The 12,533-nt window shown below is 69.8% G+C and carries 10 protein-coding genes and 2 pseudogenes; 8 read left to right on the top strand and 4 right to left on the bottom strand.

What is annotated here, in order from left to right:
• Positions 1 to 44: 44 nt before the first annotated feature.
• The gene (locus G3I56_RS16585) at positions 45 to 986 is read right to left on the bottom strand and encodes a MurR/RpiR family transcriptional regulator (protein WP_239134934.1); all 942 of its coding nucleotides are present in this window, start codon (positions 984 to 986) and stop codon (positions 45 to 47) included.
• Complete coding sequence (locus tag G3I56_RS16590) at positions 983 to 2,578, bottom strand: aromatic amino acid ammonia-lyase (protein WP_164409753.1); 1,596 nt, start codon at positions 2,576 to 2,578, stop codon at positions 983 to 985. Before G3I56_RS16590 ends, G3I56_RS16585 begins: the two co-directional genes overlap by 4 nt.
• Before the next feature lie 153 nt (positions 2,579 to 2,731).
• On the opposite strand from G3I56_RS16590, the pseudogene G3I56_RS44735 reads away from it, so the two are divergent.
• From G3I56_RS44735 to G3I56_RS16605, 3 genes and pseudogenes are all read left to right on the top strand, one after another.
• Positions 2,732 to 3,142, top strand: a pseudogene (locus tag G3I56_RS44735) (ATP-binding cassette domain-containing protein); the annotation flags it as partial.
• Between the two features lie 200 nt (positions 3,143 to 3,342).
• Positions 3,343 to 4,647, top strand: coding sequence for a transposase (locus G3I56_RS16600; RefSeq protein WP_343239966.1), 1,305 nt, complete (start codon positions 3,343 to 3,345; stop codon positions 4,645 to 4,647).
• Positions 4,648 to 4,955: 308 nt separating this feature from the next.
• Complete coding sequence (locus tag G3I56_RS16605; protein ID WP_164409902.1) at positions 4,956 to 5,381, top strand: hypothetical protein; 426 nt, start codon at positions 4,956 to 4,958, stop codon at positions 5,379 to 5,381.
• A gap of 421 nt (positions 5,382 to 5,802) precedes the next feature.
• On the opposite strand, the gene G3I56_RS16610 is transcribed toward G3I56_RS16605, so the two are convergent.
• On the bottom strand, positions 5,803 to 7,194 hold the full coding sequence (locus G3I56_RS16610) for a cystathionine beta-synthase (RefSeq protein WP_164409754.1): 1,392 nt from the start codon (positions 7,192 to 7,194) through the stop codon (positions 5,803 to 5,805).
• A gap of 150 nt (positions 7,195 to 7,344) precedes the next feature.
• Between G3I56_RS16610 and G3I56_RS16615 the strand changes: the two genes are divergently transcribed.
• Both G3I56_RS16615 and G3I56_RS16620 read left to right on the top strand, forming a co-directional pair.
• The gene (locus tag G3I56_RS16615; protein ID WP_164409755.1) at positions 7,345 to 8,397 is read left to right on the top strand and encodes an SGNH/GDSL hydrolase family protein; all 1,053 of its coding nucleotides are present in this window, start codon (positions 7,345 to 7,347) and stop codon (positions 8,395 to 8,397) included.
• A gap of 121 nt (positions 8,398 to 8,518) precedes the next feature.
• Positions 8,519 to 9,043 (top strand): ATP-binding protein, encoded by a 525-nt coding sequence (locus G3I56_RS16620; RefSeq protein ID WP_164409756.1) that lies wholly within the window; start codon positions 8,519 to 8,521, stop codon positions 9,041 to 9,043.
• A gap of 116 nt (positions 9,044 to 9,159) precedes the next feature.
• Here G3I56_RS16620 and G3I56_RS43885 read toward each other — a convergent pair.
• Positions 9,160 to 9,345, bottom strand: a pseudogene (locus G3I56_RS43885) (hypothetical protein); the annotation flags it as partial.
• 83 nt (positions 9,346 to 9,428) lie between these two features.
• Here G3I56_RS43885 and G3I56_RS16625 point away from each other — a divergent pair.
• The 3 genes from G3I56_RS16625 (at position 9,429) to G3I56_RS16635 (ending at position 12,448) form a co-directional block, all read left to right on the top strand.
• Positions 9,429 to 9,962 (top strand): LysR substrate-binding domain-containing protein, encoded by a 534-nt coding sequence (locus tag G3I56_RS16625; RefSeq protein WP_343239972.1) that lies wholly within the window; start codon positions 9,429 to 9,431, stop codon positions 9,960 to 9,962.
• Positions 9,963 to 10,110: 148 nt separating this feature from the next.
• Complete coding sequence (locus G3I56_RS16630; RefSeq protein WP_164409758.1) at positions 10,111 to 11,331, top strand: acetyl-CoA C-acetyltransferase; 1,221 nt, start codon at positions 10,111 to 10,113, stop codon at positions 11,329 to 11,331.
• Positions 11,332 to 11,650: 319 nt separating this feature from the next.
• Entirely contained in the window at positions 11,651 to 12,448 is a 798-nt protein-coding gene (locus G3I56_RS16635; protein ID WP_164409759.1) for a hypothetical protein, read from the top strand.
• The last annotated feature ends 85 nt before the right edge of the window (positions 12,449 to 12,533 follow it).

The following is a 12,533-nucleotide window of genomic DNA, read 5'->3' on the forward strand; positions in this document are numbered from 1 at the left end:
CGTGAGACGAATCTGAGAGCCCCGGCGGATGCCCCGGCCGGTGGCTACTCCACGAACAGTCCCCGGGTCGCCGCCCGTGTGTCGAACTCCTCCAGACGGGCCTGGGCGTCCGGCAGGTCGTCGCACATGGCCTCCAGCAGCACCCGGCCGAGCAGCATCGGCGCGCAGGCGGTGTCGAAGGCGAGCCCGGTGCCGACGGCGGCCGGCAGCAGCAGGTCGGAGACCTTCGCGACCGGCGCGAACGCCGAGTCGGCGACGGTGACGACGGTCAGCCCCGCCCCCTTGGCGTAGGCGAGGGTGTCGACGACCTCGCGCGGATGCCGGGGCAGCGCGAAGCACAGCAGGGTCGTGGCGCCCGCCCGTACGGCGGCGTCGATCCGGTCGTGGATCATCGTGCCGCCCTCGTTGAGCAGCCGTACGTCCGGGTGGACCTTCGCGGCGAAGTACGCGAAGCCGTACGCCTGCGACGCGGCGGCACGCAGCCCGAGGACGGGCAGGGGGCGTGACGCGGCGAGCAGTTGGCCCGCGCGCTGCACCGGGCGCGGGTCGGCGAGCACCTCGGCCAGGTGCCTGAGGTTCTCGATCTCGGCCTCGACGGCCTGCTGGTACTCGTTGTACGAGCCCGGCCGGGCGCCCTGTTCGGTGGGGGCGACCTCACGCAGGTGCTTGCGCAGCGCCGGGTAGCCGTCGAAGCCGAGGGCGACGGCGAAGCGGGTGACGGACGGCTGGCTGACGCCGGCCAGTTCGGCCAGTTCGACGCTGGAGAGGAAGGGCACCTCGGAGGCCCGGCGCACCATGCTGTGCGCAATGCGCCGCTGCGTCGGGGTGAGCCGGTGCCCTTCGAAGAGGGCCTGGAGCCGGACGGCGGGACTGTCGGGCAGATGTCCGCCCGGGCCCGCGGCCCCCTCCGCTCCCGCTCCCGTGTCCGCCCCTGTACCCGAACCCGTACCGGCGCCCATGTTGACGTCCGCACTCGGCGTACTCATGCCCCGCTCCCCCTCCAGATCTCCGTGAACCGGTCCAGCAGTGCCGCCGCCGCTGTCACGTCGTCCGTGAGCGGCCGGTCGGCCGATTCGGCGTCGAGGACCGACTCGGCCAGCTCCAGCGCCCGTCCGGCCGGCAGTTCCGGGTCGGGCCGCAGGTCGCGCTGGCGCAGCGCCCGTACGGCGGAGACCAGTTCGCAGCCGACGACGAGACGGTACGCGTCGCACGCCCGCAGTGTCTGCCGGGCGGCGAGCGAGGCGAAGCTGGCCTGTTCCTCGACGCCCCGGGAGAGTACAGCGTGCCCGAGGGAGGCGGGCGCGGAGAAGGCCCGCAGGTCACCGAGGGCGGCGGCGGCGGCGTACTCCAGGATCATCACCCCGGAGGCGGCGGGCTCGTGGTCGGCGAGGAAGGGGCGCAGACGGGTGAAGGCGGGCTCGTTGAGGGTGGACAGGCGGGAGGTGGACAGCCGCGCCACCTGGGTGACGGCAAGTCTGAAGTGGTCGAGGGCGAGGGCCAGTTGGGCCTGGTAGAAGCCGCCGTGGTGGTAGGCGGTGAAGTCCTCGGGCGAGATGAGCGGATTCTCGGCGGCGGCGTTGATCTCGATGGCGAGCACCCCCTCCAGCGCGTCCGCCGCGTCGTGCGCGGGCCCGTGGATCTGCGGCAGACACCGGAAGCCGTACGGGTCCTGGATGCGCCCGAGGGGAGGGGTGGGCCGGGCCGCGGAACCGATCAGCTCCCGCATCCGGCGCGCGACTTCGACCGACCCCCGGTGCGGACGGGCGGCGTGCACGGGCGCGGCGTACGCCTCGTGGGAACCGTCGACGGCGTACAGCGAGAGCGCGGCGACGACCTGCGTGGCGGCGATGAGCCCTCGCAGCTCGTGCAGGGCGAGCGCGGCCTGCCCGAGGGTGAGGGCGTTGCTGCTGATCAGGGCGAGGGCGTCGTTGTTGTCGAGGGCCTGGGGCTCGGGGGACCCGGCAACGCTCCATCCCCGGGGAGCTGATCCCCCCGCCGGCACCGCCGTCACCGGTCCGATCCACTCGTGCTCCCCGGCCAGCGCGAGCCCCATCTGTGCCAGCGCCGCGATGTCCCCGGTGCCCACCGATCCGAACTCGTTGATCACGGGATGGACCCCGTTCTCCAGCGCCTCGCACAGGGCGGTGACCACCCCGGGGCGGAGTCCGGCACCCCCCGCCAGCAACTGGTTGGCGCGGACGGCGAGCATCGCCCGTACCTGCCGGGCCGGCAATTCCGCGCCGATGGCACCGGCGTGGCTGCGCAGCAGGCGCAGTCCGTGGTCGGCGGCGGCCTCGGTCGGGACGGCCTCGTTGCGGTTGGCGCCGACGCCGGTGGAACGGCCGTACACGCGGCCGGTCGCGGCGATGCGGCGGGCGACGTCCCAGACCTCCGCGACGCGCTTCATCGCGTCGGTGCCGGCGACCGGCCGCGCGGCCCCGTCTGCGAGGCGTACGACGTCCTCGACGCCGAGGCCGACACCGTCCAGGACGACGATGCCGGTGGACACTGGAGGTGGTGTCAGGGGTGGCGTCGGGGGTGGCACCGCCGACGGCGTATCCACGATTCGAGACGACATAAGACGCAGACTCCCCTCAAACCGGAAGCAAACCGGACACTCGATCTTGCTTACTGGACGGCCGTTACCTCGGATTAACACGAGGGCATTGACAATCTATTCAGACACAGAGAACTCTGCATGACGTTATACAGGCCCGGCAAGGGACACCTCATGATCCAGTTCGACGCGGTCCACAAGCGCTTCCCGAACGGCACCACAGCGGTCCACGATCTCTCCCTCCAGATGCCGGAGGGCGGTGTGACCGTTCTCGTCGGATCCTCCGGCTGCGGCAAGACGACCACCCTGCGGATGATCAACCGGATGGTCGACCCGACCTCCGGCACGATCCAGGTCGGCGGCAAGGACATCCGGGTCGGCGATCAGATCGCGATCTTCCGCACAGCCGAACCCCTCGCCCGCCCGGCCGACGGCCACCTCGACGCCGAGCACGGCCTCAAGCTGCTCTGGCTCCACGCCCCCGCGGAGGACCCTGGGGCACTGAAGACCGTCACAGATCTCCCACAGAACCCGGCTCCCGAGGGCGGCATCCGAGCCCTCATACTCGGCCAGGCCCGCAGGCCCGCCCACTGACACCACAGCCAACCTCCAGGTGACGTGGACGAGAAAGACCCGGAGGACGGGGGCGAACGGGTACACCGAGCGACACGGGCCGGTGGAGAAGTAGACAACACGCTTCTCGCCCGTGCCCATTTCCCATCCCCGACAAAGATCGGGGATCTGTTCGGATCCTCATCACCAAGAGCGATGCCATGATTACGGACGTGAAGCTCGTTGTGCACATCGAGCTCCTGCCCACGCCCGACCAAGCAGCGGCACTGAAGGCGACCCTCCACGCATGCAACGAAGCCGCGCGGTGGGTGTCGTCCGTGGCATTCAAGCAACGCGTGTTCGGCAAGAAGCCGATGCAGGTCGCCATGTACAACGAAGTGAAGGCAAGGTTCGGGCTGTCGGCTCAGCCGGCATTGCACGCCATTCGCAAGGTGGCCGACGCCTATGCGACGCTGCGAGCGAACATCCGTAGCGGCAATCTCGGCAAGCCCGGGTCGAAGCGCCGCAAGCAGGTGGAAGCCAAGCCCGTGAGCTTTCGCCCGGACGCCGCTCAGGCCTTCGACGACCGGTGTCTGTCATGGCAGATCGAACGGTTGACAGTGTCCATGTGGACCACGTCAGGTCGTATGAAGGGCATCGCCTTCACTGGCAGCCCTGAGCAGTTGGAGTTCCTGGCTGGCTTCCGGCGGGGTGAATCGGACCTTATCCATCGGGACGGAATGTGGTTCCTGGCGGCGACCTGCGAAGTGCCTGACGCACCGCTCAACGCAGACCCTGTGGACTTCCTTGGTGTCGACCTGGGCATTGTGAACATCGCCACCACCTCCGACGGCGAGATCATGGCCGGACGCGAACTCAACCGCAGCCGGGCGCGTGAACGCGGACTGCGCACCAAACTCCAGATGAAGAACACCCCGTCCGCCAAGCGCCGCTTGAAGAAACGCAGGCGCAAGGAAGCGCGGCGGGCGAAGGACATCAACCACAAGATCTCGAAGCATGTGGTGGCCGAGGCGGAACGCACCGGTCGCGGGATCGCCCTGGAAGACTTGACGGGCATCCGCGAGCGGGTACGGCTTCGCAAGCCCCAACGGGCCACTCACTCCAGCTGGGCGTTCGCCCAGCTCGGCAGCTTCATCGCGTACAAGGCCCGCCGGGCGGGAGTGCCGGTGGTGTACGTCGATCCGGCGTACACCTCCCGCACCTGCGCCGAATGCGGCCACATCGACAAGGCGAACCGGGTCTCACAGGCCTGGTTCGCATGCCGGAACTGCGGATTCGTTGATCACGCAGACCGATGGGGGCACCTCCCGTTCGAGCGAAGCCGAGAATGGGGGAGGCTCCCGCAACATCCGCGCACGCGCGTGGGAGTTGTGGCGACGCGGGGCCCAGTCAACGGCCCCCGCCATTCCGCATCAGCGGGTGGCCGGACGCGGGCGACGCATCACAGCCAGTGGTGCCCGCAACGCAAGCTCGGTTATGTCAGTAACAGGGCAGTTGACGTCGCTCGACTCCTCTGACACGCCATATGACGCTGCGTAACGGTCGACGATCAAATTGGTCAACTACCAGCTAATCGCCAGGGAGCAGTACGGGATTCCGACCCTGTGACCCACAGCGACCGCTACGGGTATGGCATTGGGACACATCCAGCGCGCCCTGCGTCGGACTGCCCGCTCGGCGCACGACGGCACACCCCGGGGCAGACCGCGGAAGCACTGATGGTGGCCTGAGGACCCGAGAACGAACAGGGGGGCTAACCCCAGTGCCGGGCGGGCGTGGTTTCCCTACCGTGGTGTGCATGACCGCTATGGACGGGATGGACGCGATGGGCGCGCACGACGCCGACCTGAAGAAGGAACTCAGCGCCACCCTGCAGGCCCGCAGGGAACTGGGCGAGGATTACGAGTCCGCGCTGGTCGACTCGTTCCTGGAGAAGGTCGACCAGCGGATAGACGGCTCGGTGGAGCGCCGGGTACGGCGTCAGCTCGCCGAGCAGCAGATGGTGGTGGCGCGTGACTCGCGCGGCCCGAAATCCACCGACACCTTCGGCGAGCGCTTCGGCTTCGCCATCGTCTCGCTGGTCCTGGCGATACCCCTGTCCGCCATCGGCGGCGGCGTCTCGGGCCTCCCCGGCCTGTTGGTCGCCTGGGGCGGCATCGTGGGCGTGAACGCCTTCCAGGCGGCGCGCAGTTCGGCGTGGCTCTTCGGCCGGCACAAGAGGTCCGGCCAGGACAGCGACTGGGAGAGCTGAGGACTGAGGGCTGTCGGCCGACGTCCCGGAGTCACCACGGGCAGGGGAGCGTCACCGCACGCCGGTAGAAAAAGCTTTCGCGGGGACCGCCGCACCCCCGTTGCCGGGGGGCGGGACGACGGCGGTCCCCGCGAGGGACGCGTGCCGGGTCAGGGCCGGGCTTGCGCGTCCTGGGCGTCGGTGGAGGTCCGGGAGCCGCTCCGGAGGTCCGTGACGCCGTTTCGGTGCCGGCCGGGGCGGGGAGCCGCTCCCGCCCTTGCCGACACCCACTACTCTGCCGGTCCCGTGTTAAGCGTGTGCTGCGCGGACGTGACACCCTCGTACCACTTCCACGAAGTCTCCGTCCGAAAGGAATCGGAACGGGACATCACGGCGGACACCGTAAGTTTCCCTCCGCCACGCCCCGTTCACCGGACGTTCGCTACTGGTTGCCGCCCTTGGCCAGGAAGGCCAGCAGGTCCTGCCGGCTGACGACTCCGGTCGGCTTGCCCTCGACGAGCACGATCGCCGCGTCATGGGTGCCGAGAACGGACATCAGGTCGCCGACGGGTTCACCGGAGCCGACCTGCGGCAGCGGTGCCGACATGTGCTTCTCCAGCGGGTCGTCGAGCGAGGCCCGCTGGGTGAACAGCGCGTCGAGCAGTTCGCGTTCGACGACCGACCCGATGACCTCCGCCGCCATGACGTCGGGGTGACCGGCACCGGGCTTCACGATCGGCATCTGCGAGACGCCGTACTCACGCAGCACCTCGATCGCCTGGCCGACGGTTTCGTCGGGGTGCATGTGGAGGAGGGAGGGGATGTGGCCGTGCTCCTTGTAGTCGAGGACGTCGGCGACGCGCGCGGAGGGGCCGGTGTCCTCCAGGAAGCCGTAGTCGGCCATCCACTCGTCGTTGAAGATCTTGCTGAGGTATCCGCGCCCGTTGTCGGGCAGCAGCACGACGACGACATCGTCCGGCCCGAGCCGCTCCGCGACCCGCAGCGCGGCGACGACGGCCATCCCGCAGGAGCCGCCCACCAGCAGGCCCTCCTCCTTGGCGAGCCGCCGGGTCATCTGGAAGGAGTCCTTGTCGGACACGGCGATGATCTCGTCGGCGACGGTCCGGTCGTAGGCGGTGGGCCAGAAGTCCTCGCCCACCCCTTCCACGAGGTACGGCCGCCCGGACCCCCCGGAGTACACGGACCCCTCGGGGTCGGCCCCGATGACCTGGACGCGCCCGTCACTGGCGTCTTTCAGATAGCGCCCGGTGCCGGAGATGGTCCCGCCGGTGCCGACACCCGCCACGAAGTGGGTGATCCGCCCCTCGGTCTGCTCCCACAGCTCGGGGCCGGTGGAGTGATAGTGCGAGAGAGGGTTGTGGGGGTTGGAGTACTGGTCGGGCTTCCAGGCTCCCGGTGTCTCGCGCACGAGCCGGTCGGACACGTTGTAGTACGAGTCCGGGTGCTCGGGGTCGACGGCGGTGGGGCAGACCACGACGTCGGCGCCGTAGGCACGCATCACGTTGATCTTGTCGGTGGACACCTTGTCGGGGCAGACGAAGATGCACTTGTAGCCCTTCTGCTGGGCCACGATGGCCAGCCCGACCCCGGTGTTTCCGCTGGTCGGCTCGACGATCGTGCCGCCCGGCTGAAGCTCCCCGCTCTCCTCCGCCGCTTCGATCATGCGCAGGGCGATGCGGTCCTTCACGGACCCGCCGGGGTTGAAGTACTCGACCTTCGCGAGGACGGTCGCCTGAATGCCCGCGGTCACACTGTTGAGCCTCAGCAGCGGGGTGTTGCCGACGAGGCTGATCATCGAGTCGTGGAATTGCACCGTTGTCTCCGGTTGCCGCACATAAATGTGGTTGTCATTGGTGCGGCCAGCCTAAGGCTCAGCCTCGGCATTCACCTCACGTCGCGATTGGCGGACCGTCGGTTCGGGGCAAGGAGTGGGTGTACGGCTACGAGGAGGTGGCGGCGACGCATGACGAGCATGTCAAGGGCAAGGGTGGCCCGGCGGATCGCGGCCGGTGCCGCGTACGGCGGTGGCGGGATCGGCCTGATGAGCGCGGCGGCCATGGGAGTGGTGCTGGCCGAGGTGCGGATGGCGAGACGCCAGGTGGGAAACGGCGGCGGTCCGCACGCGCCGAGCGCGGACGGCCTGTACGGACGCGGGTACGCCACCCCCGGTGAGCCCCCGCTCAGACTCGTCCTGCTGGGCGACTCCACGGCGGCCGGCCAGGGCGTCCACCGGGCCCGCCAGACCCCGGGCGCGCTGCTCGCGTCCGGCCTGTCGGCGTTCGCGGAACGTCCGGTGGAGCTGCGCAACGTGGCGCTGGCCGGCGCCCAGTCCGACGACCTGGACCGCCAGGTGGGGCTGACCGTCTCGGCGTCCGACTGGATCCCGGACATCTGCGTGATCATGGTCGGCGCGAACGACGTCACCCACCGGATGCCCCCGACCCGCTCGGTCCGCCACCTTTCATCGGCGGTACGTCGCCTCCGTACGGCCGGTGCGGAGGTGGTCGTGGGCACCTGTCCCGACCTGGGCACCGTCGAGCACGTCCAGCAGCCGCTGCGCTGGCTGGCCCGGCGGGCGTCCCGCCAGCTGGCGGCGGCACAGACGATCGGGGTCGTGGAACAGGGAGGCCGCACGGTGTCGCTGGGCGACCTGCTCGGCCCCGAGTTCGAGGCGAATCCACGCGAACTGTTCGGCCCGGACAACTACCACCCCTCGGCCGAGGGGTACGCGACGGCGGCGATGGCGGTACTCCCGACGGTGTGCGCGGCCCTGGGCCTGTGGCCGGCGGACGAGGAGCGCCCGGACGTTTCCCGCCGCGAAGGCTTCCTGCCGGTGGCGCGGGCGGCGGCGGAGGCGGCATCGGAGCCGGGCACGGAGGTCACGGCGGCGATGCCCACGGGCCCCAGAGGCCCCTGGGCACTGATGAAGCGCAGGCGCAGGCGCCGGGTACCGGCAACGGACCCGTCCCCCACGCCGACGACGCCGACCACACCGAGGGGAGTGTCGAGCGGCTGAAGCCGGCGAGGGCGTGCAAACACCGAAGCCCCGAAAGGGGTGCGGGGAACTGCGCGCCCAGCCCTCACCGGCCCGCAGGTTCATCACCGCGCTCCCCGCGGAGCGGATAGCGTCGGGTCCCATGATCGTATGGCTCAACGGCACCCACGGCGCGGGCAAGACGACGACCAGTGCGCTCGTGCAGCAACTGATCCCCGATTCACGGGTTTTCGACGCCGAGAAGGTCGGCGAGACACTCATGGACATCACCCCGGGGCTGCCCGAGACGGACAACTTCCAGCACTGGCCCCCGTGGCGGCCACTCGTCATCGAGACCGCCCGCCGCGTGCTCGACTACACCGGCGGCACCCTGGTGGTGCCCATGACGGTCCTGGTCGAGCAGTACTGGCGCGAGATCAGCACGGGTCTGGCCCAACACGCCATCCCGGTACGGCACTTCGTCCTCCACGCCGACCAGGACGCTCTCCGGGACCGCATCGCGGACGACACGGTTCTCGGCCCCAACTCCCCGTTCCGCCTCAAATACCTCGAGCCGTACGCCGAGGCGGCCCGCACCTGGCTGCACGCCGAGGCCGAGGTCGTCGACACCACGCATCTCACGCCCGCCGAGGCCGCCGTGCGGATCGCGGAGGCGGTCAAGAGGTGACTCAGCCGGGGCCACAGTCGGGACCGGGTGGTGGCAAGCGCAGGTGCACACGAGGTAGTGCACTCCGGGTACGCCGGTGTCGCGGGGTTCGGAGTCCTGGCAGTGGGGGTGCTGGCTCAGGACGCAGCGGGGGGACGGAACGGGAGATCCGGTGTCCGGACCGGCTCGCGGATCGTCGCGCGCCCCTCACCCCGTCGAGGTCGGCACCGCCAACGTCTCGGGATCTCGATCACGTCCTCCTGGCCGGGAAGGTCCAGCTGGGAGCGGCGAGCCTCATCGATCACCTTCCAGCCCTGCACCAGGTTCACCTGCGCCAGTTCGCTCTGCCTGACCACCCGGCTGAAGTTCGTCGGCAGATGGCCTCGTTCGAACCACACCAGCACGTATTCGTACGGCGAGTCGTTGTACGTGCCGTCCCGGGCTCGGCGAGGCCCTCCTCGCCGTGGACCCCGTCTTCGTGCTGATCTCGGAACGGCATCCGCTCGCCGCCCGCCCCGAGATCCCCCTCTCCGCGCTCTCCGGCGAGCCCTGGCTGGCCGGGGAGAACAAGGACGTACGGATGGCGGCGCAGTTCCGGGCCGCCTGCCGACGGGCCGGGTTCGCCCCGCGCCGGGTGCAGCGGCTGAGCGGGAGCGTGGTGTTCCCGCTGGTCGGGCAGGGGCACGGGGTCGCCCTCGCGCACCCGCTGGTGACCGAGCGCGAGGGTGTCGTCGTACGGCCGCTGACGGGGGACCCGATGGGTGTGCGGCAACGGCTGGTGTGGGCGGCCACCAGTCCCCTCGCCGAACACGCGCCCACGCTGCACGACACGCTCACGAAGGCGTACTGGGCGGAGGTCCAGCGGGCGCGGGTGTACTGGGAGTGGCTGGACGGGAAGGGGCGGCTGCCCACGCCGACCGGGCCCTCCGACGCCGAGTGAGCAAGCGCTTAGAAAAGTGCGGCCCGAGTCACACCGCCACACCCGTGACCGAGGCCATACGTACGGGTAACTTCCCAAGCAGGTCCGCCCGCAAGAAGCGCAAGAAACAAGAACGCCCAGCAGCCCTCGTAACGCCAATGGAGCCGTCATGCCGGAAGCCGTCATCGTCTCGACCGCCCGCTCCCCCATCGGACGCGCCTTCAAGGGCTCCCTCAAGGAGCTGCGCGCCGACGATCTCACCGCCACGATCATCCAGGCCGCGCTGGCCAAGGTCCCCGAGCTTGATCCGCGGGACATCGACGACCTGATGCTCGGCTGCGGTCTGCCCGGCGGCGAGCAGGGCAACAACCTCGGGCGGATCGTCGCCGTACAGATGGGCATGGACTACCTGCCGGGCTGCACTATCACCCGTTACTGTTCCTCGTCCCTCCAGACGTCCCGGATGGCACTGCATGCCATCAAGGCGGGCGAGGGCGACGTCTTCATCTCGGCCGGTGTCGAGATGGTCTCCCGGTTCACGAAGGGCAACTCGGACTCGCTGCCCGACACGCGCAACCCGCTCTTCGCCGAGGCCGAGGCCCGTACCGCCGCCGTCGCCGAGCAGGAGGGCACCTCGTGGCACGACCCGCGCGAGGACGGCCTCGTGCCGGACGCCTACATCTCGATGGGGCAGACCGCCGAGAACCTCGCCCGGGTGAAGGGCGTGACGCGTCAGGACATGGACGAGTTCGGCGTCCGTTCGCAGAACCTCGCCGAGGAAGCCATCAAGAACGGCTTCTGGGAGCGCGAGATCATCCCGGTGACGCTGCCCGACGGCACGGTCGTCAGCAAGGACGACGGTCCGCGCGCGGGCGTGACGCTGGAGGGCACCCAGGGGCTCAAGCCGGTGTTCCGTCCGGACGGACTCGTCACCGCTGGTAACTGCTGCCCGCTGAACGACGGCGCCGCGGCCGTCGTCGTCATGAGCGACACGAAGGCGCGCGAGCTGGGCCTCACGCCGCTGGCCCGGATCGTGTCGACCGGCGTCTCCGGCCTCTCCCCCGAGATCATGGGCCTCGGCCCGGTCGAGGCGAGCCGCCAGGCGCTGCGCCGCGCCGGCCTCACCGCCGACGACATCGACCTGGCCGAGATCAACGAGGCGTTCGCCGCCCAGGTGATCCCCTCCTACCGCGACCTCGGCATCCCGCTGGAGAAGGTGAACGTGAACGGCGGCGCCATCGCCGTCGGCCACCCCTTCGGCATGACGGGCGCCCGGATCACCGGCACGCTCATCAACTCCCTCCAGTTCCACGACAAGCAGTTCGGCCTGGAGACGATGTGCGTCGGCGGCGGCCAGGGCATGGCGATGGTCATCGAGCGCCTGAGCTGAGCCCCGAGCACCCGAAGCGAAGTCGCCGCGATCCCCAACTGGCGGAATCGTTTCGGTAGTCGAGCGGATGCGCTGCGTGAGAAAGCGGCCCGGAACCCGGTAACCACCGGGGTTCTGGGCCGTTTTGTGATCCAATCTCCCCCAGGATGTGACCTATCTCGCTCTGGCGAGGTATTTGCGCAGGTCAGGACAGGTTCAATACCAAACCCCGGGCCCAAAGTCCTGTCCGTTTCGTGACGTTACGCACTGACAGGTGGTTAGTCCACCCTTCAAGCTGATGTAGGAAGTCGGGGGTCGACTTTGAACCGGGAGTACGTCAGTGAGCGCTACGCCTCTTGCTCTGCTGCTCGCCACAGCCACCGTCACCACGGCTGTGGGCGTCGCCGTTCTGCGCACCCTGCTGGGGCTGCGTCGACAGATCGCGGCGTTGCATGCCGAGCTCACCGCCCAGAGTCTCGCCGTCGGCGCGCACGGTCTCGTGCCGCAGGCCCGCACAGCCGGTGACACCGACCGGATACGCGCCGCCGTGGCCGAGGCGCTCGCCGAGGAGCGGGAGCGGGAGCTCGCCGAGGCGCGTGCCTTCTGGGCCGCCCAGGAGGCCCGTGACGCCTCCGAAGCGCCCTCCCTGCTCGGCCTCCCCGACAGCGAGCTGTTCCTGCCGCGTGCCACGGACTTCGCGGGCCTGGAGTTCCTGGAGCCGGTGACCGAGTCCAGCACCGACACCGACGAGTTCGCGGGAGAGTCCGCCGAACTGGCCGCCGCCCGCCGTCGGCACCCCTCGCACCCCGACTTCGTACCGGCCCAGTCGCCCATCGTGAACGACCACGAACGTACGGTCGCCTGCCTGGAGGACCTCGCCGAGTCCCGTACCGCCCTGGCCGACGTCCGCCCCGGTCCGCTGGGCACCCTCGACGTCTACGTCTTCACCGACGGCACGACCCTCTGTATGACTCCGGGCCACCGCGAGACCGCCGAACGCCTCTCCGCGGCCCTGCGCACGGGCGAGGCCCCCGTCCTCCTCGGCGGCTCGGGCATCTCGGGCGCCTACGCCCTGACCTTCGAATGCGGCGAGGAAACGGTGTACGTGCTGGCGGACAGGGTCATAGCGTCCCTGTAGTCGTGGGGCTGGGCGGGGCTGGGCGGGGTGGGTTCGCCAGTCAGCCTCAAAGCCCCCCTGTAGCACCTCCAGAGGCCCCTGCAGC

It is taken from the genome of Streptomyces sp. SID12488 (assembly GCF_010548275.1).
Lineage (GTDB): Bacteria > Actinomycetota > Actinomycetes > Streptomycetales > Streptomycetaceae > Streptomyces.

Bases quoted from the DNA above. Each gene is read 5' to 3' on its own strand.
- G3I56_RS16585 (WP_239134934.1), bottom strand. From the start codon at position 986: ATGAGTACGCCGAGTGCGGACGTCAACATGGGCGCCGGTACGGGTTCG.
- G3I56_RS16590 (WP_164409753.1), bottom strand. From the start codon at position 2,578: ATGTCGTCTCGAATCGTGGATACGCCGTCGGCGGTGCCACCCCCGACG.
- G3I56_RS16605 (WP_164409902.1), top strand. From the start codon at position 4,956: ATGGGCGCGCACGACGCCGACCTGAAGAAGGAACTCAGCGCCACCCTG.
- G3I56_RS16615 (WP_164409755.1), top strand. From the start codon at position 7,345: ATGACGAGCATGTCAAGGGCAAGGGTGGCCCGGCGGATCGCGGCCGGT.
- G3I56_RS16620 (WP_164409756.1), top strand. From the start codon at position 8,519: ATGATCGTATGGCTCAACGGCACCCACGGCGCGGGCAAGACGACGACC.
- G3I56_RS16630 (WP_164409758.1), top strand. From the start codon at position 10,111: ATGCCGGAAGCCGTCATCGTCTCGACCGCCCGCTCCCCCATCGGACGC.